This window comes from Cellvibrio sp. KY-YJ-3 (assembly GCF_008806955.1).
In the GTDB taxonomy this organism is placed as follows: domain Bacteria; phylum Pseudomonadota; class Gammaproteobacteria; order Pseudomonadales; family Cellvibrionaceae; genus Cellvibrio.
The window spans coordinates 2,567,059-2,589,696 of sequence record NZ_CP031727.1; the positions used below are offsets into that span (position 1 = coordinate 2,567,059).

General features: G+C 49.1%; 17 protein-coding genes. 8 read left to right on the top strand and 9 right to left on the bottom strand.

The features are described from left to right. The first annotated feature begins 18 nt into the window (after positions 1-18). Positions 19-1,521 (top strand): lysine--tRNA ligase, encoded by a 1,503-nt coding sequence (lysS, locus tag D0B88_RS10865; protein ID WP_007642376.1) that lies wholly within the window; start codon positions 19-21, stop codon positions 1,519-1,521. A 135-nt stretch (positions 1,522-1,656) separates the two neighbouring features. Here the strand turns inward: lysS and D0B88_RS10870 are convergent, their stop codons facing one another. The 5 genes from D0B88_RS10870 to arsC are packed head-to-tail and all read right to left on the bottom strand — an operon-like array spanning position 1,657 to position 5,697. Next, positions 1,657-2,196 carry a lipocalin family protein gene (locus D0B88_RS10870; RefSeq protein ID WP_151057112.1) on the bottom strand — a complete coding sequence of 180 codons (540 nt, stop codon included), beginning with the start codon at positions 2,194-2,196 and terminating at the stop codon, positions 1,657-1,659. Between the two features lie 37 nt (positions 2,197-2,233). Then, positions 2,234-4,198, bottom strand: coding sequence for a signal peptide peptidase SppA (gene sppA, locus D0B88_RS10875; RefSeq protein ID WP_225318335.1), 1,965 nt, complete (start codon positions 4,196-4,198; stop codon positions 2,234-2,236). A 53-nt stretch (positions 4,199-4,251) separates the two neighbouring features. Continuing rightward, entirely contained in the window at positions 4,252-4,704 is a 453-nt protein-coding gene (locus D0B88_RS10880; RefSeq protein WP_151057114.1) for a DUF2069 domain-containing protein, read from the bottom strand. 3 nt (positions 4,705-4,707) lie between these two features. Then, positions 4,708-5,304, bottom strand: coding sequence for an NAD(P)H:quinone oxidoreductase (gene wrbA / locus D0B88_RS10885; protein ID WP_151057116.1), 597 nt, complete (start codon positions 5,302-5,304; stop codon positions 4,708-4,710). Positions 5,305-5,331: 27 nt separating this feature from the next. Next, a complete protein-coding gene (arsC, locus tag D0B88_RS10890; RefSeq protein ID WP_151057118.1) occupies positions 5,332-5,697 on the bottom strand; it encodes an arsenate reductase (glutaredoxin) in 366 nt (121 codons plus the stop codon). Positions 5,698-5,815: 118 nt separating this feature from the next. Here arsC and D0B88_RS10895 point away from each other — a divergent pair, with 118 nt between their 5' ends. The 5 genes from D0B88_RS10895 (at position 5,816) to D0B88_RS10915 (ending at position 10,500) form a co-directional block, all read left to right on the top strand. After that, on the top strand, positions 5,816-7,111 hold the full coding sequence (locus D0B88_RS10895; protein WP_007642364.1) for a YihY family inner membrane protein: 1,296 nt from the start codon (positions 5,816-5,818) through the stop codon (positions 7,109-7,111). Between the two features lie 100 nt (positions 7,112-7,211). Beyond that, complete coding sequence (locus tag D0B88_RS10900; protein WP_040392178.1) at positions 7,212-7,577, top strand: response regulator; 366 nt, start codon at positions 7,212-7,214, stop codon at positions 7,575-7,577. 135 nt (positions 7,578-7,712) lie between these two features. Then, entirely contained in the window at positions 7,713-8,987 is a 1,275-nt protein-coding gene (locus D0B88_RS10905) for a valine--pyruvate transaminase (RefSeq protein ID WP_007642354.1), read from the top strand. Between the two features lie 93 nt (positions 8,988-9,080). Next, on the top strand, positions 9,081-9,326 hold the full coding sequence (locus tag D0B88_RS10910) for a TIGR02647 family protein (RefSeq protein WP_040392176.1): 246 nt from the start codon (positions 9,081-9,083) through the stop codon (positions 9,324-9,326). Between the two features lie 130 nt (positions 9,327-9,456). Beyond that, entirely contained in the window at positions 9,457-10,500 is a 1,044-nt protein-coding gene (locus tag D0B88_RS10915; protein WP_151057120.1) for a sensor domain-containing diguanylate cyclase, read from the top strand. A 123-nt stretch (positions 10,501-10,623) separates the two neighbouring features. On the opposite strand, the gene D0B88_RS10920 is transcribed toward D0B88_RS10915, so the two are convergent. Both D0B88_RS10920 and D0B88_RS10925 read right to left on the bottom strand, forming a co-directional pair. Then, positions 10,624-13,221 carry a glycoside hydrolase family 9 protein gene (locus D0B88_RS10920; protein ID WP_151057122.1) on the bottom strand — a complete coding sequence of 866 codons (2,598 nt, stop codon included), beginning with the start codon at positions 13,219-13,221 and terminating at the stop codon, positions 10,624-10,626. Between the two features lie 235 nt (positions 13,222-13,456). Beyond that, positions 13,457-15,553, bottom strand: coding sequence for a glycoside hydrolase family 6 protein (locus tag D0B88_RS10925; RefSeq protein WP_151057124.1), 2,097 nt, complete (start codon positions 15,551-15,553; stop codon positions 13,457-13,459). 960 nt (positions 15,554-16,513) lie between these two features. Between D0B88_RS10925 and D0B88_RS10930 the strand changes: the two genes are divergently transcribed. Continuing rightward, the gene (locus D0B88_RS10930; RefSeq protein WP_225318336.1) at positions 16,514-17,617 is read left to right on the top strand and encodes an HDOD domain-containing protein; all 1,104 of its coding nucleotides are present in this window, start codon (positions 16,514-16,516) and stop codon (positions 17,615-17,617) included. Positions 17,618-17,772: 155 nt separating this feature from the next. Here the strand turns inward: D0B88_RS10930 and D0B88_RS10935 are convergent, their stop codons facing one another. Beyond that, positions 17,773-19,566 carry a PhoX family phosphatase gene (locus D0B88_RS10935; RefSeq protein WP_151057126.1) on the bottom strand — a complete coding sequence of 598 codons (1,794 nt, stop codon included), beginning with the start codon at positions 19,564-19,566 and terminating at the stop codon, positions 17,773-17,775. 237 nt (positions 19,567-19,803) lie between these two features. Next, positions 19,804-21,486, bottom strand: a complete 1,683-nt coding sequence (locus tag D0B88_RS10940; RefSeq protein WP_151057127.1) for a hypothetical protein — start codon at positions 21,484-21,486, stop codon at positions 19,804-19,806. A 199-nt stretch (positions 21,487-21,685) separates the two neighbouring features. On the opposite strand from D0B88_RS10940, the gene D0B88_RS10945 reads away from it, so the two are divergent. After that, positions 21,686-22,576: an AEC family transporter gene (locus D0B88_RS10945; RefSeq protein ID WP_151057128.1), complete on the top strand. Its 891-nt coding sequence runs from the start codon at positions 21,686-21,688 to the stop codon at positions 22,574-22,576. The last annotated feature ends 62 nt before the right edge of the window (positions 22,577-22,638 follow it).

Consider the following 22,638-nt stretch of genomic DNA (forward strand, 5'->3'; position numbering starts at 1 on the left):
TCAACATCAGTGAAGACTATGAGCAACGAAACCCAATCAGCGCAAACCGATGCGCATGCACATGACGAAAACAAACTGATCGCTGAACGCCGCAGTAAGCTTGATGCTATTCGCGAAAAGGGCAATGCATTTCCTAACGATTTCCGTCGTGGCGACAAGAGCATTGATTTGCAAGCACAGTTTGGTGAAAAGACCAAGGAAGAATTGGAAGCGCTGAATCATGTAGTCAGTGTTGCCGGTCGTGTGATGGCCAAACGCGGCCCGTTTATGGTGTTACAAGACGGTGATGGCTCAATCCAATTGTATGCGGATAAAGCTGCGCAAGAAGTGATTAAAGATAAATGGGGTTTGTGGGACATTGGCGATATAGTCGGTGTAAAAGGCGCGCTGCATAAATCGGGCAAAGGCGATTTGTATGTGAATTTGGAAGAGTATCAATTACTCACCAAGTCCTTGCGTCCACTGCCGGATAAATACCATGGCCTGAGCGATCAGGAAATTCGTTACCGTCAACGCTATGTCGATTTGATTGTGAACCCGGAAGTGCGTGACACTTTCCGGTTGCGTTCACAGTGCATTAGTTTTATCCGCAATTACATGAGCGGCTGCGGTTTTATGGAAGTGGAAACACCCATGCTGCATGTGATTCCCGGTGGCGCATCCGCCAAGCCGTTTATTACCCATCACAATGCACTCGACATGGAAATGTTCCTGCGAATTGCACCCGAGTTGTATTTGAAGCGTTTGGTGGTTGGTGGATTTGAGCGCGTATTTGAAATTAACCGCAACTTCCGCAACGAAGGTGTTTCTACTCGTCACAATCCAGAATTCACCATGATGGAATTCTATCAAGCCTATGCGGATTACAAAGACTTGATGGATCTGACCGAAGACTTGCTGCGCAAGCTGTGCATCGAGGTGACTGGCGGAACTACCCTGAAATACCAAACCAGCGAATACGATTTTGGTAAGCCATTTGTGCGTTTGTCTATGTTTGATTCGGTGTTGCACTACAATCCGCAGATCACGGCAGAGCAATTAAGCAGTGTTGAAGGTGCCACTAAAGCAGCAGAAGCCTTGGGGCTAAAAATTAAACCCGGCACTGCGCTCGGCAAAATTCAAACCGAAATTTTTGAAGAAACGGTTGAGCATAAACTGGATCAGCCAACTTTCATTACAGAATATCCGATTGAAATATCACCGCTTGCACGTCGCAGTGATCACAACCCGGCGGTGACCGATCGCTTTGAGTTTTTTATCGGTGGGCGTGAATTGGCCAACGGTTTCTCTGAGTTGAATGATGCGGAAGACCAAGCTGAGCGTTTCATGCAACAAGTGCGTGAAAAAGATGCCGGTGATGATGAAGCCATGCACTACGATGCTGACTTTGTGCGCGCGTTGGAGTACGGTTTGCCACCAACGGCGGGTGAAGGTATTGGTATTGATCGTTTGATTATGCTGTTTGCCAATGCGCCGTCCATTCGCGATGTATTGTTGTTTCCACATATGCGCCCGGAATAATTCATTCAGGTGCAAAAAGATAGCGCCCATTGTGGCGCTATTTTTTTGACTGGAAATTACTACATTAATGTTATTGGCGCTGCTTTACTGGTTCCGTGTTGCCGATTTTTTTATTGCGCCAATTGCTGTTTAGAGTTAATTTTCGGCGGGAACTTTTGTGGGGTCATGATCGACAAAAATTAATTGTTCTGTCGCAAAACCCAAGGCTTTTGCTTTGGCAATTAATTCAGCTTGCAGATTTTTATCAATAACCGGTGTGCGTGCCAGCAGCCAGAAATAACTTTTGTCCGGGCCGCTCACCAGTGAGTATTGATAATCTTGTTTGTCCAACTCAAATACCACATAAGAGCCATAGAAGGGGCCAAAAAAAGAAACCTTTAAATAGCCTTGGTCTTTTTTATCCACAAAGTACGCTTTACCCTCGGCAGATTGCCATGCCTTTTCCTCTGCAGAATATCCTTTGTTAAGTACATTAATGCCGCCGTCGTCACGCAGGCTGTAGGTGGCGCTAATGTGGCTTAATCCGCGTTCAAACGAATGATCAAGGCGAGCGATTTCATACCACTGACCCAAGTAGCGGTTTGCATCAAAGTTATCGACTGGTTTGATGTTCTCGGGCATGCCCGTACATGCTACCAGCAGGCACAACACAAATAATAATCCGTACTTTGGCATGAATCTTTTCCCCTTGTGAAACATCAATTTTGATCGGTTAGGGTGCAACACAATCCAGGCATTGCACATAAATACCTTGCGGATCGTTCATGTTTTTCAAATCTTGCAGTGGTTTTAACGCCGGGCTTATGTCATTCAGAATGCTCAGTGATACAAAATTGTTGACCAGTGATTTCGGGAGTAGTACGCCCGCTTGCCCCTGTGTTAATGAGCGTAAAAATTCTTCTTTGGGTGAAAGTGGGCGCTGTACAAATTCAACTTTGTAAGTGTCTAGTTTTGCTTCCTGTGCGATTGCTCTGATCACATCTTTTAGTGTTCCGAGTTCATCCACCAAACCGATTTCTTTGGCTTTGTTTCCAGTCCATACATGGCCTTGTGCGATTTCATTGATGGCGTCTTTTTCTTGTTCACGCGCGTCGGCAACCAAGGTAATGAAACGTTGGTAAATATTATCAACACTTTGTTGCACCACTTTGCCCGCTTTTTCTGACAGCGGGCGATCCAAACGCATGGTGCCTGCCAATTCAGTGGTGCCTACGCCGTCGGTATATACACCGATTTTTTCCAGCGATTTTTCCAGCGTAGGAAACGCGCCGAATACACCAATAGAGCCGGTGATGGTAGTTGGTTGTGCCCAAATTTTATCGGCGGCGGTGGCAATCCAATAACCGCCTGAGGCGGCAACGGAACCCATGGAAATGTAGATGGGAATTTTTTTGTCGCGCAACGCAATAATCTCACTGCGAATAATTTCGGATGCAAAAGCGCTGCCGCCGCCGGAATCGATGCGAATCACCAGTGCTTTGATATTCTTGTCGTCCTGCACTTGGCGCAGTAATTCAAGCATGCTTTCACTGCCGATACTGCCATCGGGTTGATGACCATCAAGAATTGATCCGGCAGCGACTATGACGCCGACTTTATCGGATTCAGTGATCGCTTTTTTGCGCATGTCGCCGAGATAAAAATTAACATCTATACCGTTGTAATTATCGCCTTCTTTATTTTTGCCCGCCTCTGCGATCAGTGTTGAGATTAATTCACGGCGCGGTGCAATTTTATCAACCAAGGCTTTTTCAAGTGCGAGTTTGGCGCTGTCGCCTTCGGTAAGCGCCATATGTGCATCAAGATTGTTGACATAATCATTGATGCTGCCCGGTGGTAAACGACGCAGGCGCTCTACATTACCGGTATAACCAGCCCAGAGTTCATTAATCCATTGGGCGTTGTGTTCACGCGATTCGGCTGACATATCGTCGCGCAGATAGGGTTCCAGATAGTCTTTATATTTTCCGGAACGGAAGGCGTGAATAGTTACACCGAGTTTGTCCAGTGCACTTTTGTAGTAGTTCATGTAGCGGCCATAGCCGGTAATTTCTACCACACCCATTTCATGCAAATAAATTTCATCGGCAAAGCTGGCAAGATAATATTGGTCTTGGGAGTAGTTATCGCTCACAGCGATAATTTTTTTGCCGCTTGCTTTAAAACTTTCCAGCGCTTGGCCGATTTCATTGAGCTTGCTGATACCGCCGCCGAGCAAACGGCCTGGCTCCAGCACCAACAAAGTGACACGTTTGTCTTTTTCGGCGTAATTAATCGCAGCAACTATGTCACTGACCAGCGTTTCACTTTCCTGCGGATTTTCATCGGACAGTAACAAACTGGTTGGGTCTATATAGCTGCGCTGATCTACTAAAATACCACTGGGAGCTATGCGCAGTGCAAAGCTATCGGGCAATGGCAGTGTAGCTTTACCGCTGATGGCAGCAATAATCAGCAGCAGGATAATAAGAAAAATAATATTGGCGAGAGTATTTCGCAGGGTGGTGACCGCTGCGCCCATGCCACCAAAAATACGGCGCAAGCGATTCGATGGTTTAAGCTTTGGAGTGTAACCACCATTGCCAGGCGCTTGCGATGTGGGTTGATTCGTGGGTTGTGGCGCTGCCTGCGCTGCAGGCTGTGGCGCCGAGGGCGGTTCGTAATAATTCACAGACACAATAATATTCCTTGGGAAAAATGAAATTTAGCGGTGAAAATTTGAATGGATAATCATTGTTTGGTCGACAGGTAATAGTTCCAATATTGCAGCCAGCGACTGGTCATCATCGCGGCAACAAAAAGTACCGTCACTAAAATAGTCATTAACCAGTAGGTCAGCGACCAATAGCTCATCAATAGCGGTACCAAAAATAAAAAGTACATTAGCAATACAAAACACAGCCAGCTGTAGGTGCGATGTTGCGGTTTGAGTAGACCTGGAATAAAAATCGCGAGTGGCAGTATGGCTACCAACCAATGAACAAATTTCATGTCATCGCTGAGTAAATAATTAATTGTCAGCATCAATAATAGGGCAACGTAGCTAGCGTTGCAGATGAGCTGGCCGCGGCGTAATTTTTTTTCCAGCACCACCGCATCGGCATCGGTAATCACGAGTATTTTTTTGGGCTTTTCATGGGCTGCGGGCTGCTGTGCTGAATTGTCCGGTGAATCCTGAGTCATGGTTTAACCTTTTAATTGAAGCGCTAAGGTGGCGATGCGTTTTCCCAGTGCCTGGCACAGGGCGATTTCATCACTACTGAGTTTATTGGGGGTATCGCCACTGGCGAGATGGGATGCGCCGTAGGGAGTGCCGCCGGTGCGGGTAGTTGATAAGCCCGCTTCGCTGTAGGGAATTCCGGCGATAATCATACCTTGATGCAGGAGTGGCAACATCATGGTTAGCAGTGTGGATTCCTGCCCACCGTGTAGGGTAGAGGTTGAGGTAAAAACAGCGGCCGGTTTATTGATTAAATCGCCGTTTAACCATTGGCTGCTGGTACCATCCAAAAAATATTTCATGGGCGCGGCCATATTGCCAAAACGGGTAGGGCTGCCAAGAATTAATCCGGAGCAGTGTTTTAAATCGTCTTCGCTGCAATAGATAGCGCCAGTTTCCGGTATTGCGGGTGCGCTGGCTTCAGTAACCGGTGATACAGCGGGGACAGTGCGCAGGCGTGCTTCTATGCCCGCCACTTGTTCAACCCCACGCGCGATGTGTTTGGCCATTTCCAGGGTAGAACCTTGGCGACTGTAGTAAAGCACGAGTACATAAGCGGTCATAAATTAGCCTTCAGGGGCGATTAATAATTAGGGGGTCAACAACTGTAAAACGTTTTCTGGTGGTCGGCCGATCACGGCTTTGCCGTCTTTTATAGCAATCGGGCGCTCGATTAATTTGGGGTGTTCAACCATCGCATTAATCAAGGCTGTCTCGCTCAGTGTTTGATCGGCCAAGCCTAATTCTTTGTAGGCATCTTCACTTTTACGTAACAGTGCGCGTGCACTTATGCCCAGTTGTGCAAGCAGTGATTTCAACGTCTTGGCATTGGGTGGCGTTTCCAGGTAAAGAATAACTTCCGGTTCAACACCTTGCTCGCGCAATAAGTTCAATGCCTCGCGCGATTTGGAGCAGCGCGGGTTGTGGTAGAGTGCAATCAGCGTGTTATGTTTCATTAATCAGTCCAATACCAAATCAGTCCACAGTAATTTTTTGTTAAACGTCTATCCACCGGGAACAGCCGTGCGGCGATTATAGCGGCTGAGCCCTGACTTGTTTTAAGGATTTAACCTTATGCCGTTGTTGCAAACCCTGCGTCGCCTTGCGATTGAAAATTATCACTGGCTAATGGGATTTTTCGGGTTAATGGTGCACCAGTATCGCATCAAAGCCTGCCAGAAAAGTGCAGCTTCCCTGACTTACGTTACCCTCTTTGCCACCGTGCCTATGCTCACGGTGACTTTCTCGATGTTTTCGTTGATTCCTGCATTTCAGGATTTGGGCGAAGAATTGCAAACCTTGTTGTTCCAGCACTTTTTGCCTAACAGTGAGCAGGATTTAGGCAAATATCTGCAGGAGTTTTCCCAGCAGGCGCGTCAGCTGACGGCATTCGGTTTTGTGTTTTTGTTAGTGTCAGCGTATCTGATGTTGAAAAATATCGAGCAAAACTTTAATGCCATTTGGGGTGTTGCCCGTGGCCGTCGCGGGGTTGCTAATTTTTTACTCTATTGGGCGATATTGAGCCTTGGCCCCTTGCTGCTCGGTGCTGCCTTGGCGATGAGCACTTATTTGGCCTCGTTCCGATTACTGGTTGGCACTTACGATAATTTGGGCCTGGTGGAGTGGGTACTGCAATTTGCGCCCTGGGTGCTCACTTGGGCTGCCTTTACTTTGCTATTTGTGGCGGTACCCAACTGTAAGGTGCCAGTGCGTCATGCCCTGGTGGGCGGTTTTTTCACTACGCTGGGTTTCCAGGGTTTAAAAGCAGCATTTAGTTGGATAGTCAGTCACTCTTCTTTTTCCTTGGTGTATGGCGCATTTGCAGCGCTGCCGTTGTTTTTGTTGTGGGTAAACCTGATTTGGACTGTAGTGCTGGGTGGTGCGGTCTTTGTGCACACTATCAATGCCCATCAAATTGGTTTGCGTCATCGCAAGTATCCCGACCTGATTGCCGCATTACTGGTGCTGTGGCGTTGTTATGATGCCGCCAAAGAGGGTGCCAGTGTGCCCGAGCGGGTTTTGTTACGGCAGGGTTTGGCAGCTGATCAATGGCAGCGCATCTGCGAAGCATTGGTGCGGCATCATGTGATTACGGCTAACTATCAGGGCGATTATTTACTCAGTCAGAACCTTCATTTACTTAGCTTGCAGCAGTTGGCAGATATTCTTGAGTTGCCGCGGCAGCTGCCAGCCGAGAAAGATAGCTTGCGCCAGTTGCCTTGGGGGGAGGCTGGCCTGCAATTACTTACCGAGGCGGAGCAGCAAATAAATTCGCTGTTTGCGATCAAACTGGGCGTGCTTTTTGACAGTCCTGCACCAGCCGAGCAACCCGCTGTGCCTCCAAAACTCAGCCAACACGGAGAGGCTTAATGGTTATTTGTGTGCGATAAACTTGGCTAAAAAAGTGACTGACGTCCAATTCACTGGCTATACTCCTAACAACTTTCCCACTGACAGATACAGCAACTCCATGGCTACACCTCTATTGATTTGTGATGATTCGATGATGGCGCGCAAGCAGGTGGCGCGCTCCCTACCTGCCGATTGGGATGTCGATATTACCTTTGCCACCAACGGCGCTGAGGGGTTGCAGGCTATTCGCGATGGCAAGGGTGAAATGGTCTTTTTAGACCTGACCATGCCGGAAATGGATGGCTATCAAGTGTTAGAGGCCATTAAAGCCGAAGGGCTGGACGCTATGGTAATAGTGATCTCGGGTGATATTCAGCCTAACGCCCAAGCGCGCGTGACGCAGTTAGGTGCTATGGACTTTATTTATAAACCGGTTAACCCTGAAAAGTTGGCTGAAACCTTACGCAAATTTGGTCTTATCTAGTTACGCTTTTCTGCCAGGTTTTCCTGCGGTAGAGTTTTTCTTTGGCACCCGTTAGATTGCCCGCTGGTTTGCGGTATCAATCAACGGGTGTTTGCTTTTCAGGGGGTGTACTCCTGCTGTTATGGGTAGTTATCAATGAGTGTTTCATCGTTAAAACTTTCGCGTTTCGGGCAAAAATTATGTACCGATGCCGGCATAGTCACCTTGATGGATGATTTGGGCGAGGCGCTGCGGGTAAATCCCGAGATGATTTTTATGGGTGGCGGTAATCCGGCGCGAATCCCGGCTATGGAACAAGCATTTGCCAGCGCGCTGGATGCAACACTCGCCAACCCGCGCGATGCGCATGAGTTGCTTGGCTTATATCAGCCACCACAGGGCGATGCACAATTGCTGGACGCCATTGCCGATTTGCTTAATCACGAATACGGTTGGGCGATAGCGCGCGATAACATTGCGCTTTCCAACGGCAGTCAGGCGGCGTTTTTTGTACTGTTTAATTTATTTGCTGGCGACTATGCCGATGGCAGCAACAAGAAGATCCAGTTGCCGCTCACACCGGAGTATTTGGGTTACAGCGACCTGGGCATTAGCGAGGATTTTTTTACCGCTACACGCCCCAGTATTGAAATATTGGACGATGGTTTTTTTAAATACCATGTGGATTTTGATGAGCTGAAAATCACCAGTGAAACGGGCGCGCTCTGTGTATCGCGCCCCACCAATCCCACTGGCAATGTGATTAGCGATGAGGAACTGACTAAGCTCGATGCGCTGGCACGTGCGCATCAAGTTCCTTTTATTGTAGATGGCGCTTACGGCACACCCTTTCCCAATATTTTATTTGTGGATGCGCAACCCCACTGGAATAGCAATACGATTCTGGTATTGAGTCTATCCAAACTTGGTTTGCCCGGTGCGCGCACTGGCATCGTTATCGCCGACCCTGCCATCATTCAAGCTTTTGCCAAAGCCAATACTATTCTCAGTTTAGCGACGGGCAATTTTGGCCCGGCAGTGGCACGACATTTATTGCGCGACGGAAAAATATTGCGATTAAGTCGCGAAGTAGTTGCGCCGTTTTATCGCACACGAATGGAAATGGCAGTGGCGAGGTTTAAATCGGCACTGGGCGATTTGCCTTGTTTAATCCACAAGCCTGAAGGCGCGATTTTTTTGTGGTTGTGGTTTAAGGATTTGCCGATCAGTAGTGAGTTGTTATACCAGCGTTTAAAAACGCGTGGAGTATTGGTGGTATCCGGACATCATTTTTTCCCCGGTTTGGCGGAGGATTGGCCGCATCGCCATGAATGTATCCGCGTGACTTATTGTCAGGAGCCGGAAACCGTTGCGCGCGGTGCGGCGATTATTGCCGATGAAGTGCGCCGTGTTTATCGCGAAGCGGGTTGATTGTTCGAGTAAATAGTTGTGATCTGCGGTGACTATGCTATTTATAAATGGCTACCAACCATACCTACACCGACAATAATAGTGGAGTCCAAGATGCCAATGTCCCCGGAATTAGTTGCTGAACTGCAAGTGCTGCGCCTGTTTGACGCGACAACCAGCCAGACCGGACTCAAAGTTCATTCAGATGCAGCACCTGAGTTGATCGCCGCCACCAAACGCCTGCACGAAAAACAATTAATCACCTTGCCCGATGGTGGTTATTTAACCCCCTTGGGTTATGAATCCACGGTGCATTTACAAAACCTGCTGCAAATCCTGACTTCAAAACCACTGCTGTAAGTGGCGACTCTCGTCAATCTGGAGGTGCTAAAGGGCGCCTCTTTAGATGCATAAAATGATTTAGTTGGCGCGTAAAGTTCTGTGTTTCGGCTAAACTATTAGATATGCCCATCACCGATGAGGCTTATCCATGAGCCAAACCCCAGTGCTTTCAACTTCTCCATTCGATCCGTCGCTTATTACTCGCGAGCAGTTGCTTGCGATCATTGCTATTCAAACGGAAATCGCCAAGGTTGGCCTTGATCTTGGTGGTGTGATGGCACTGGTGGTTGAGCGTGCGCAACAGCTCGTTGGTGGCGACGGTGCGGTTATTGAGCTGGTCGAGGGGGAAAATGAGTTGGTGTATTGCGCCGCCTCAGGCATAGCCGCGCAACAAATAGGTCTACGTTTACAAGTCACCCAGAGCCTCTCTGGTCTCTGTATTCAAACTGGAATGCCCCAGCGCTGCGATGACTCCGACTTGGATCCGCGCGTTAATCGCGCAGCATGCCGCTCGGTCAACCTTCGCTCAATGGTGGTAATACCGCTTAAATATCGCAATAACTGTATTGGGGTATTAAAAGTGGTTTCCGCGAAACCCGCTGCTTTTGGTTCGGCAGATCAGACCTTATTAAACATGCTCTCCGAGGTGCTGGGCGCGGAAATGTTTTTTGCGGCCAAATATGCCCAGGATGAACTTTTTTATCGCGCTACTCATGATGAGATGACCGGAGTGGCTAACCGGGCTTTATTTTTTGATCGCTTACGCAACTTGCTTGGACAATCCCGTCGCGACGACTGTTATTTGGCCGTCTTGATTGCGGATATGGATAACCTAAAAAAAATCAACGATACCCACGGGCATACCGCAGGTGACGCAGCCATTTGCGAGCTGGCGCAGCGGCTCAAAAATATGGTGCGTGTGACGGATACTGTGGCGCGTTTGGGGGGCGATGAGTTCGGTTTACTATTGCATCCGATTGAAAGCCGCACCGCACTTGAGCGAAGTGTGCAACGCCTACTGGATGAAATTGCCCAACCGTTTTTGTATAAGGGTATTTCCATATCCCTCAGTACCAGTATTGGTTACGCGCTTGCACCGGATGATGGCTTTGATCAGGACCTGCTATTGGAGCAGGCGGATAAGGCAATGTACGCGGTGAAACGAAGTATTAGTGCTCCTGCCGATAAGTGATTAGTGCCAAGCCCATTTTGCATGGCTATCAATACTGTCGCGCTCAGTGGGACTGGGCCCGATGCATGTTGCCATCCCAGCGTCCTTGCCGGGGGCTTGTAAAGCTATTGTCCAGCAGTTTCGTTAATTGCAAACGTTGCCATTTACCACCGGAACTTGCGCTGTTGCGCTACTGCCCTTATTACCTTGGAAACCTATCTCCACCGACTGCCCTGGCTGAATAGTGCCGTTCCAATTCAGGTTGCTCGCACTGTAGGGGTTGTTTCCACTAAACACGGCATTCCAGCTGTTGGTGATACGGCTGCCATCGCTGTAGGACCAATTTACCGTCCAGCCATTGATAGGGCTGCTGCTGGTGTTGGTAATGCGCAGAGTAGCCGTAAAACCATTATTCCACTCGTTGCTCACCAGATACTGGCAGTTACCACCCTCTACACTGGCTACCGAACTGGATGAACTTGCCGGTGGTGTCGAGCTGGCAACGGAAGAGGGCGCCGTGCTGCTTGGGGTACTACTTGCCGGCGTGCTGCTTGCGGGCCTGCTACTGGCTGGAGTGCTACTTGTACCGCCGCCCACTATGCCAAAAGGCGCGGGTTGGGCACTGCAGGTACTGGCTGAAATACAGCTTCTGTTGTTCTCATACCCCCAACCGGAACTGGTAACGGCGCACAGCGGATAAAGCGTGCCATACCAATTACATTGCTGCGCAGTACTGACGCTTGACGCGACTGACGACGAGCTGCTGGGTGCGATAGAGGATGAGCTTGAGGTTGTTGCCAAGCTGGAAGAACTGGCTGGAACCGATGAACTGATCGCCTGGCTTGATGAACTGACAGCGAGGCTCGATGAGCTCAGACTGGATGAGCTTTGCCCACCGCCATTGCCCTGTGCGTAGTCGTTGTAAAACGCGAGGTTCCAAGCCAAGGGAGCGTTCCAGTTAATGGTAATTTCATTAACCGCATAGGCATTGATGTTATCAGCCCAACAAGTGGCAGGTCTGGACTTGCAGCCACCCAACAATGAAGCTGAGGTGCTGTCCTCAAGACCGGCATTGGGGCCGCCAGAGAGTGCGCCGGGTGGTGGGGCAGGGTAGTTGGCATTGATCGCATTTGCCCAGAAACGGTGATGTGGTTGGGTGGCCGTTTTGGTGCCCGCACCCGTCACGAATGAGGTGGACAGGGTGTTTTGACCAAAGAAATAGTTCAGCCCTTTCCCCACCCCTTTGGCGTAGTTTTCATTGCCCGTGAAATCATAGGCAAGCCCCATCAGGATCAGTTTATTCGCCACGGCGCCGTTGGAACCCCAATAGTACTCAAGGGTTGAAAGCGGTGCGGGATAGCCAGATGCATTTTGGGTGGCGATATTATTGTCGGCGATACTGATAATTTTCTGGCGCGCACTCGAACGCAAACTGGCCGTGTGAGTGGTGGGAACCATCGCCAATGAAATCAGGCCCGCCAGTTCGGTATCAGCCCACCCGAAATCGTTGCGGGTAATAGCAAAGTTATTCAATGTGCTTAGGTATCGGCTATTGCCAGTGGTGATGTACAACTCGGCAGCGGCCCAGTAAAACTCATCGCTGACATTGGCATCGCCATAACCGCCGCCGCCATTGTCGTAATTGCCACTGTAAATATCATTGGGGTTGGCTTGGGCGGCATCCCAGGCGCGGGTTGCAGCACTCAGGCAGGTAGCGGCAAAACCGGAATCGATGTCTTGCCAAATCCGTGCACACTGGGCAGCGGTGGCCGCCAAATTCAGGGTGGCAGCGGTAGAGGGTGGAACCAGTGCACGCTGCTGTGGATCTTCATGGGGTGCAAGAGGGAATCCGGTCCAGCCTACATCGTGCATTTTGTGGTGCGCCATACCGGCTTTGGCTTGACCGACGGGCACTTGCATCGCCAACAAAAACTCCATTTGCCAGCGCGCTTCGTCCAGCACATCAGAAATACCATTGGCACTTTCGGGAATATTCAGTTTGCCGTCGCCCACCAGGCTGCCATTGTCGCTCAGGTACAGGTCGCGCTCGTAAAGGTTTAATAATGTCCAGGCTGAAATGCCGCCATTTACCACGTATTTGCCGTGATCACCGGCGTCATACCAGCCTTTGCTGACATTCAGCGAATAGTTACAGGTGCCACTCCAGCAGGGCACATTGATGTCGCCTTTGTTGGCACCGATGTTCAAGTGACCCGCCGGGCGCGACCATTTGCTATTGCTGGCAAAGGAGCCATTGCCGCCACCGGTGTACTGGGTCTCAATCGCGATGCCACTACGGTTATGGTAGAAATATTTGAGCGAGTCGTAGAGTGCGCCTTTGAGGGCGGTATTGGAAATCGCAAAGCTGTAACTGGTATCGCCACCGACCGTCAGGGTAAAACCGCTTCCGGTTGCACTCACGGCCGACAAATCAATCTGATGCAGATTGTCGCCGCTGGCCGCATCGGAGCCACTTGGCAGTGTTTGGCCGCTCGCGACCACTGTGCCGTTTTGCCGCAGCTGCCAGGTTTGGGCGCTGGTTTGGGTGGTTTTGTAGGTCGCGGTTTTGGCGCCGGTGGGCAGGTAGCCAAGTTGGTTTACCCGTGGGTTGCCTATCTCGGCCTGGGCATTGAATGCCGACAGGGCGAGCAGCCCTGTACCAATCAATTGGTACAGCGGTGTGCGTTTGGCGGATAGTTCGCGCGCAAATTCTTGATCATTATTCTGGACGGATTTTTTCATCGGAAATATCTCGCGTGAAATAAAAGAGGAGCTGTAATCAGCGTTAAAAAAACCGGCCTGCGAAACAGGCCGGTAAATAATTGCATTGATTAAGGGGTTTTATACCGGGGCGGGAGTGATGGCCTTGTCCTGAAATCCACCACCTCCGGTATAAAAGGTACCGGCTCATCCCTAAGCCAAGTCGAAACTCCTGTTTTGACTTGAGTCCACCGGAAATCCGGCTGCACTGATCTGCTTATTGCAGTGGTGGGTAAGCGTTATCCACCAGTTGCTTGAACCCTTCCGAGAACCAGCGGCCAGCAACTGGCGCATTGGGCATAGCGCCAGTGGTGGTGCCTGCAGCATTGGTAAAGGTAGGGTCACAGTTGCGGTCAAAGCCTTTGGCTGGATCTTGTGGGTCGTAAGAGAGTTCCAGTGAGGCTGCACCATCTGATTCACCTGGAGGTTTCACCCATACATAAGCATCGATACCTGCAACCGGTGCTACTTGTGGCCGTTCGCCCACGCCACCGCGTTGGTTACACCAGTTACCGCGATGGGCACGACGGTCAATGCGCGATTGGTCAACAAAGGTATCCAGTACCGTGCTGGTTGATTGCGCAGTTGGACGGTTAGCGCCACCCCAGCCGTTGCGTGAGGTATCCACCAACATGCCGATGTTGGATGGGAAGCCAGCAGAGATCATGGCATTGCGCCAGGCGGTCACAAAAGAAACTTCACTGAAGTGCGGGTTCCATTCGTAGAACTTGGCTTGACGGGTTTGTGTGCCGCCACCACTGCCCGGGAAGGCGCTGTTAGCCAATGAATCCAGGAAGGGTTCGTACAGTGGGGTGTAACCTGAGGTGTTGGATACAAAGCCGGCTACGGAATTCACCCCGCCAGTCGCCCCTTTGATTGCATCGCCAATCAGGGTAACAGCCTTGCCAAAATTGTCCGTCCAGCCCAACCAGCCTGAGTGGCCGATATCAACGTAAGAATAAACGTTGGTAATCGGGTAGAACTTGCTCAGGGTGTAACGGGTGTTAGGGACATAACCATGGGTCGCATCGGCTGCTTGTTGACACGCCGGTGTGCTCAGGTTGGTGACCAGGTTAGGTAATGAGTCTGGCTCGATGATGGCAATAATGCGCAGTTCGCGGTATTTAGGATCAGCGAAGATGGATGCCAACACATCGATATATTCGGTGCGATAGCGGGTAGTGCCTTCAACGCCTTGGCTCAACTCACCATTGGACGCTAACGCGTGGCAATCGCGGTTAGGTAGGTCATAGACCACCACCTGGATTACATTGGCGTTTTGATCCAGAGCTGCATCCAAATGGTCGCGCAGACCCCAGCTACCATCGGTTGGGGCAATCGCACCGATACGATCCATCCACACCGCGGTGTTGTAATTGGCCACTTTGGAGCCACCGGTTTCTGCCATGGCTTTGGCTGACCAGATTGGATCTACGTACCACTGGGCGCCAACGAAGGGGTTATCCAAACGTGGGCCAGCGCTGGCTGCACTGGAGCTGCTAACACTGACGACTGAACTGCTTGCCACGGAGCTGCTAATTACAGACGAACTGCTGGAGCTGACCGAGCTAGAGCTGGGTGGTACCAAGCTGCTGCTTGATGACACACTGGCTGACGACGGCGTAGTGGCGACAGAACTGGACGACACTACTGACGAAGAAGAGCTGGTAGTTGATGAGCTTGAAGTTACACCGCAGCCGGCGACTACCCCAAAAGGTGAAGGTTGGCTGGTACAGGTCGCTGTAGAGATACAACTCTTGCCATTTTCATAACCCCAACCACTGACGGTAGTGGTGCAAGTGGGGTAAAGCGTGCCGTACCAATTGCATTGCGACACTGCCGCGCACTGTGATGCCACACTGCTGGAGGAAATAGAAACGGTGCTGGATGAAGAGCTTGCCGGCGGAGTGCTGCTGGGTGCTGAGCTGCTTGTTGCAGTGCCACAAACATTACCGGTGATAGTCGGGATTTCAGCAGTAGCGCCATTCTTGTTGCCCTGCACCCCGAAGCTCACGGATTGCCCCGGTTGAATTGTGCTGTTCCAGTTCAATCCACTGGCGGTGTAGGGATTGTTGCCACTGAGGGTGGCATTCCAGGAATTGGTGATGCGGTTGTTGGTGTAAGCCCAGCCCACAGTCCAACCGTTAATGGCGGTAGTGCCATTGTTGGTGATACTGACAGTACCTTGAAAGCCGGTATTCCATTCATTGTTGAGTGTGTAAGAGCAGACCGCTGCGTGCGTTTGGCTCGCGACGACCATGCTCAGGCTTAGCAGCGAGGCTATCCCGAGCGTTTTGCGTAGTGATGTTTTCATTATGTTTATCCTTGAACGTGATGTTGAAAGGCGTGGTACGCCTTTTTTGTAACTCACCTCTCATTCCGGTTTGTTTTCCAAAATGAACTGCAGGTGGATTTTTACCTCGTACTTCTACCCTCGGAACTTCTACTTTCTAAACTTCCCGGTGTAGGCCGGTTCACGTGTTGATGAATCGGTGTCAATCCTGACAATTTGTTAACGGCCGAGATTATCTGCCTTGGTTTGAATTATTTTTTCTCTGTAACACTTTGTATTTTCTAAGGTTATTTTTATTTATCGGGCGTTCTACCCAGTATGTGTTAAACATAAATTCAAAAAGGACAGCGCTGTCATTTTTGTGCCGCGAAAAATATCACTTATGAAATAAAAATACTCTGCACAGTGCGGGGCACTATTAAATTCTGCAGGCTGGATCACGATAGTATCCGGCATAAATTCACCTTTCTGTTCAATCAGGCAAGTCGGAGTGGTGGCGCTTAAATTGTCTTTTTGGTTGGTAAATTTTTTGTAACTTAAAATTTTCAAGGTGAAAAATGATGTTTTATTTTTATTATTTAATAAATAACCAGAAGGTGATTTTTAGCCACAGTAGTTTAAAAAAAATGAAAAAACAATAATTAAGTTTTTGTGTTTTGTGTTTTGTTTCGGAAAAAAATGGCTTTATTTGTTGTAAAAAAGTGATTTCTAGAATTTATAAAACCTCAAAATATGAGTTAAAACAGATGTTTAATTGATTTTTAAAAAGTTAAAAATCAATTAAAAATTTTTAAATAGTTGCTCTTAAAAAATATTATGTCTTGGTGATTTTAATTTGGCGTTTTTGATTTCTTAAAAAGACATTTACAGGTGAAAATATTTGTGTCGCTTAAATCTTTATTTCTACTTGTGTGAGCCCTGTGTTGAGCTACCGGGTTAGGGGTAACCCCTCGTCAAGCGACGAGTGATTGGGGGGGGCGCATGGTCATCAAAGTGGCCTGTCAGGTTGTTGTCGCTATGGGCTGTATTTTGCCGCCAGCTGACGCGTTTAACCCCCGGCTTTTTGAGCAGGTTTTTTTTGAGCAGTTATTGTTCTTTGCTCCAAATCATGAGTGTTGTGTCGGTCTTTTTGTGGGTGCTCAAGTGGCGGCCGCTACTACTAAGGCGTTTAAATCTGCTAGGCTTGCCGCCATCAAGATCAGCCAAATATCAAAGCCTATGGAATTGAACGTGCAATCCGGTCAACCAGACTATTCAGTCTATCGCAGCTTGGTTAGCGAATTACTTGCAGGCAATGAGCAGTTGCCCAGTCTGCCTGCTATTACCTTTGAAATTCGCAATGCGTTGGAGCAATCGGATTTGTCGATGGCTGAGTTAAGTAAGTTGCTCGCTAAAGATCCTTCGCTGTCCGCCATTTTGCTGAAATATGCCTCAAGCCCTCTGGTCGGGAGCCAAAACCCGCCGCAAACCCTGCTGGATGTGGTGCGCCTGTTAGGGATGAATCAGGTAGAGCGAATTACCATGGTGCATTCCATTAAAAGCTTATTTTCTGTGCATTCGGTTAAACATAAGCGCCTGTTTGTGGAGGCATGGCGGCGCATGGCATTAAAGGCTAGCCTCAGTACTTTCATTGCCAAACATGTAGGTAAGGTTGTACCGGATCAGGTATTGATGGCTGCGCTGTTAAGTGAAGTGGGAACCCTGGCAGTGTTGTCCGCTTTTAAAAAGAGCGAGCAAACACCAGAGTTGGCGGTTTATGTAGGGCTTTGCCGCGAGTATGCAAAATCACTGGGTGTGATTACGCTGAAAAAATGGCAGGTGGATAGCCAATACCTGAAAGTTATCCAGGATATTGGTAACTGGTCAGGGGATAGCCCCGGGCCAATTAATTTGAGCGATATTATCAATTTGGGTTTGTATCACTCAGTGAAATTAAGCCAGGCAAAAAACAATTTGCCTCCCATTACTGAATTAACCGCCTATAAAAAATTGGATGCACCGGAAAACTCTGTTGTAGCGGGCGGCCTGACCTTGGTAATGACCAATGTGCAGGAAATTCGCATGGTGGCAAAAAGCCTGTTCTAAGCAGTTAATTCACGTTTTTCGCGCATAAAAAAAGGGGCCAAGGCCCCTTCGATTTCTTACCTGACTTCCTGTCCGCTTCCCTGCTGTTTCTGTTTCCTTACTCTCTCGGTTTTTATGATATGTGATCAAGGTGACAGGGTGATGACAGCCCTGACTTAGATCCCGTTCGGGTTGTAAACCCACAGCATGTTGTTGACATGGTTGCTGCTGTCTTCGCCGATTAATACGCGACCATCATCCAATACTTCGATGTTGTCTGGCTGCGCTATGCCGTTAACGTCACATTTGTCGGTAGTGCTGGTGCCGTTATAAGCGCCGCCCACTACAACAGGTTGCATGCGATTTACGTTGTAGCTTTCATCGAAACCAAAACGATACACCGCGCCACAGCGGTTTTCAGTTACCTGGATGTCACCTGTGGTGTCGGCCATGGCGCCGCGCACTTCAGCCATCGCTACGTACATAAAGGGTACGCTGCGGTCTTTGGCTCCGTCGTAATTAATGTTGATCCCTTCCATTTTGTTGAACTCAACCGTGGCACCTTTGGCTTCGGCGGCGCGCAAGGTTTCCAGGAATGCGACGCGATCATCTGTGGCGTTACCTGCAGCCCAATCAGCTACTTCGGCATCAGAAATGTAACTGGTAGCCCCTTCAACGTAATCACTTTCATCAATACCATCGTAAGAGCGCACCCAGCTTTCAATGTCAGCATTGGTGGCATGAGCCAGCTCAATCCATTCAATATCAAAACCAGCTTTGGCGGTATCTACTGTGGCGTCTTGCATTACTTTGGCGGCGTAGAGTGTGCCCGCGCTCATGTCACCTGCAACATCGGCAACAAATTTATAAAAGCCTTTGTTAGAGCCGTCATCCGTTAAATACACAGTTTTGTGGTCGGGCATAATCACCGGGTTTTCATGCGCATAACGGCCCATGGTGAAATGTTTTACCGGAACCGGCGCAGCGGTTTTAGGTTGGGTGATTTCAACAATGTAGCCGTAGTCGTAAGGGTTGGGGAAAGTGCCGCCCAGGTAATCCTTAATCTTCAGCACGTCTGCGTAATTGGGGTAGCCAGTGGAGTAGGTGGCATCGTTCCAACGCACGGTGTTTTCGGCTTCGTAGTTTTCTTCCGAGGTGAGTGGCGTGCCCCAGGGTGAAACGGTACCGAAGCAGTTAATCATGGTGCCTTTTACGTTGCCAAAATTTACGTTCATCGCATCGTTCACACGCCAGGTGCCATCGTTTTGTTTCGCGATGCTCAAACGGCTTACACCACCGGGACGATCTTCCCACGCGCTAAACAAGTAACCTTCGCTACCGCTGATATTGTCGGGGATGTAAGCGTTAAAGTCCGGGTTGTTGGATTGTTTGACGCTAACACTGCCATCAGGGGTAGTGATATTGCCAAAACCAAAGGGCAGTGCACCGGCAAAAATATCACCTTCGCGGCCCAGCGCTTGATAGCTGCCCACAGCAACTCGGGTGGTCTGTGATTCAGGAGAGCCTTTTACGGGTACTGCGACGGGTGTAATTTTGGGGTCAAGCATGTCCAGGTCAACACCGTTCCAAACGCCCACCGCCGCTTTGCTTTCATCGCCGGGTAGAGTGTCTGATGGATGTTGAATATTAAAAAATAATTCACCGTTATCGGTTTTAAACATACCGGTTAATTCGGAGCCCATGGGCGTGGTTGCCAAGCGAATTAATTTAGCGGGTGCGGTTGCATCAACACCGTCTTCGCCGTCAGTGCCGTCCTGACCATTGGCACCATTTTGCCCCGGCGCGCCATTGTTTCCTGCTGGGCCAGTTGGGCCTGCAGGGCCAGCAACACCGTCAGAGCCTGCGGGGCCGGTTGCACCGTCTTTACCATCGTCACCACCACAGGCGGTGAGCAACAGGGTGGATGAAATTAAAACGGCTAATAATTTTTTGTTGAACGTTATATTCATGTTAAATCCCAAGGTTGCTTGTAAACAGTACAGAATTAATTGTTAGGAAGGTCTTGCTACGGAGTCTGTAGCCTAAGCAAGTTTTATGAATGTTTCGCAACGGAAATGTGGCAGTTCAGTGAAGCTTTTTTGACAAAAAATTCGCGATAGTTTTAAGTCGATACCCGCATGCGCGGGCACGACAAAAAAATATTTTCAGTGATTACGTTACGTGCGGGAGTAAAATATTTTTGAGGGTTATTGATTGTTCTGTGACCAATCCAGGCGGATGTCCCAATTGTAAAAGCGATGTTCGGGTGGGAGTGGTGGCAGCTCGTCATTGATTACATCAAAAACATTTTTTGCGGGTAACCAAGTTGCATCACGGCCGTAAATAAAACTCTGGGTGCGCACAATATGGGCGTAGGCTTTATTTAATTGCAGGGCACGTTGATGCGAAGGTGTAATTAGCTCATAAACGTTTGCAGCGCTCACTTTTTCTTCATCCACCATGCCATTATCTTTGAACCAGCGTGTAAGCATTTCAGGATTTTCACGAAATTCACTACCGCCGCCTGCGCGCTGTAAATAATGCAAAATCTCGCCGCCACTTTCGCTCACACTGGGCGCATCTTTCATGCCTTTGAGGTTAATGTAACCCCAGCCCTCGGCGCCGGTAACCTTGCGTGCCAGTGCAAAGGTGTGGTCTATGGTGGCGCCAACGGCGGCATGGCAACCCATGCAGAACAAGGTTTCTTCATGGGTTTGTGGGCGCAGGGCACCTGCGTAATCCTCGATAAAACCTTGCAATAACCAGCCAAAACCGTTTTCCATACCCAGCTCGCCGTGATCATTAAAGTTGGGTAGCAGTTCAAGGTTTTTTTCTTTACGTTCGCGCGCATAACGGCTGGCAACGTCATATTGTTCCAACACACGAATTTTTTTCATGTAACGTAATTCTTTCATGCGCTCAGGCACAAAAATATCGCCTTCTGATTTTGTGCCCACATAGCGCACGGTGTGCATTAATTCGCTATCCAGTGGGTATTGTTGTGCGGTGACGGGCATATTGCTGGCATCACCCAGGTAGCTTTCCCGTTTTACCAATTGCTGTGCAATGCCGAGTGTGCCATCGCCATCCAAATCGATACCCAGCAGGTTTTCGTCCTGTGCAGGAATACTGATCGCAGCGAGCTGTTTGATATTCAGTTCCACCAGCGACAAATTCAGTAAATACACCGCGCGATTATATTGCCCATTTAATTCACGCAGGGCGGCTGGCAGGCGAATGATGACATCGTCAGTGGAACCATTGGTTGGCCAAAACGTACCGGGGAAGGGTTTGTAATTAAACGCTACCCAGTGGCTGCCGTCTTTGGCAAAACCCTGCGCGTCAAAGGCGGCCGCCGCGCGCTGATAATTTGCCAAGTCGGGAATAAAGCCTTTCCAATCGCGTGCTTTGAGCGATTCGGCCAGTGCGCTGTAGTTGTCACTATTTACATAGTGTTGAATCGTTTCTTCGCTTACCGCATCTAGCCATTCGCGGCGATCAACAAATAAATTTTTCCAGTGATTACTCAAGCCGTCTTCTGAAAAAATATAAGCGCCTTGCAGGCCGCCATCATCCAACTCATTCATGCGAAACTCGCCCGCGCTACGGTCATACATTTGATGGCAGGTGTAGCAGGGGTTGTGGCGATTTTCAGTTTTGGTATAACACTGCGCAGGAATGGGGGCTTCCAAATTGGTAATGACTTCATTGGATACGGGCGTCCGCGCCGCGAGTTCAATGTTCGGTAAATCTTTTGCTTTGGTGGCGCTAGTGCCTTGTGGAAACTCGCCATCACTTAATAAATCACAACCGACCAAACTGATTGTCAGGCTGAGAGGCAACAACAGGCCAAGTGAAAATAAACGGTTGAAAGGCTGCTTGAATTGCATAGGGGGTATCCGCATAGCGTTGGTTATTCAGTTGCTTTTTAACAGCATAAAGAGGTAGTCAATAAGTCAAGCAAGCCTAACAAGCCTTTGTGACATTATTCTTTCAGTCAAAAAAGCATCCCATGCACCCTCCAAACAACCACGCCTGCTACAATTCACGCTCAATTTTTTATTTTCTTCTGATGTAAAAGTAACCATCATGCTCAGCGAACTACTCGCCATTCTTGCCCCTATTATGATTTCTGTCGGTGCCGGCTTTATTTGGGGAAAAACCGGCACTGATTTCCCCGCGGATTTTATTTCACGCATAGTGATGAACATCGGCACGCCTTGTTTGATTATCAGCGTGATGGCGAAAGTGGATGTGCAACCATCCGTGATGGGGCAGGTCGCGCTTGCCACGGCAATCGTCATGACCGCTATGGGATTATTCGGCTGGGCATTATTGCGCTGGATGAAACTGGAAATTAGCACTTATCTCCCGCCACTTATCTTCCCCAACAACGGCAACATGGGGTTGCCGCTGTGTTTATTTGCCTATGGGCAAACCGGCCTCGCGCTCGCGTTGGGCTCATTTATGGTGATGATGATTGCGACTTTTACGGTGGGCTTATTACTGGTGACCAGCAGCGAAGGTGGGATCTTTAAACGCCTGGAAGCCATTGCTAAACAACCGGTGATTTATGCTATGGCAATCGCTGTGTTATTGCTGGTGACGGGTACAGAGTTGCCGCTCTGGATCAGCAACACACTCGATCTCCTCGGCGGCATCGCCATCCCGCTAATGACCATCGCACTCGGTGTTTCCCTCGCGACGCTAAAAATTCATTTCTGGAAGCGCAGTTTGTTTTTTAGCCTACTTCGTGTGGGTGGTGGGTTGCTATTTGGTTTTATTGTGTGCGAATTAATGGGGCTGACAGGCATATCGCGTAATGTCGTGTTATTGCAATCTGCCATGCCTGTGGCAGTGTTCAACTATCTATTGGCGTTGCGTTACAACCAAAAACCGGAAGAGATTGCCGCCATGGTGTTGGTGTCAACCTTAATTGCATTTATCGGCTTGCCGTTTTTGCTTATAGCAATTTTGTAACTATGCTTTGATTTGTCTTTTTATAGCCATTTTCTAACAAAATATGAAAGGGATTTTATTCA

Bases quoted from the DNA above. Each gene is read 5' to 3' on its own strand.
- D0B88_RS10880 (WP_151057114.1), bottom strand. From the start codon at position 4,704: ATGACTCAGGATTCACCGGACAATTCAGCACAGCAGCCCGCAGCCCAT.
- D0B88_RS10920 (WP_151057122.1), bottom strand. From the start codon at position 13,221: ATGAAAAAATCCGTCCAGAATAATGATCAAGAATTTGCGCGCGAACTA.
- D0B88_RS10915 (WP_151057120.1), top strand. From the start codon at position 9,457: ATGAGCCAAACCCCAGTGCTTTCAACTTCTCCATTCGATCCGTCGCTT.
- D0B88_RS10910 (WP_040392176.1), top strand. From the start codon at position 9,081: ATGCCAATGTCCCCGGAATTAGTTGCTGAACTGCAAGTGCTGCGCCTG.
- D0B88_RS10900 (WP_040392178.1), top strand. From the start codon at position 7,212: ATGGCTACACCTCTATTGATTTGTGATGATTCGATGATGGCGCGCAAG.
- D0B88_RS10930 (WP_225318336.1), top strand. From the start codon at position 16,514: ATGGTCATCAAAGTGGCCTGTCAGGTTGTTGTCGCTATGGGCTGTATT.
- lysS (WP_007642376.1), top strand. From the start codon at position 19: ATGAGCAACGAAACCCAATCAGCGCAAACCGATGCGCATGCACATGAC.
- D0B88_RS10945 (WP_151057128.1), top strand. From the start codon at position 21,686: ATGCTCAGCGAACTACTCGCCATTCTTGCCCCTATTATGATTTCTGTC.
- D0B88_RS10935 (WP_151057126.1), bottom strand. From the start codon at position 19,566: ATGAATATAACGTTCAACAAAAAATTATTAGCCGTTTTAATTTCATCC.
- wrbA (WP_151057116.1), bottom strand. From the start codon at position 5,304: ATGACCGCTTATGTACTCGTGCTTTACTACAGTCGCCAAGGTTCTACC.
- D0B88_RS10905 (WP_007642354.1), top strand. From the start codon at position 7,713: ATGAGTGTTTCATCGTTAAAACTTTCGCGTTTCGGGCAAAAATTATGT.
- D0B88_RS10925 (WP_151057124.1), bottom strand. From the start codon at position 15,553: ATGAAAACATCACTACGCAAAACGCTCGGGATAGCCTCGCTGCTAAGC.
- D0B88_RS10895 (WP_007642364.1), top strand. From the start codon at position 5,816: ATGCCGTTGTTGCAAACCCTGCGTCGCCTTGCGATTGAAAATTATCAC.
- D0B88_RS10940 (WP_151057127.1), bottom strand. From the start codon at position 21,486: ATGCAATTCAAGCAGCCTTTCAACCGTTTATTTTCACTTGGCCTGTTG.
- arsC (WP_151057118.1), bottom strand. From the start codon at position 5,697: ATGAAACATAACACGCTGATTGCACTCTACCACAACCCGCGCTGCTCC.
- D0B88_RS10870 (WP_151057112.1), bottom strand. From the start codon at position 2,196: ATGCCAAAGTACGGATTATTATTTGTGTTGTGCCTGCTGGTAGCATGT.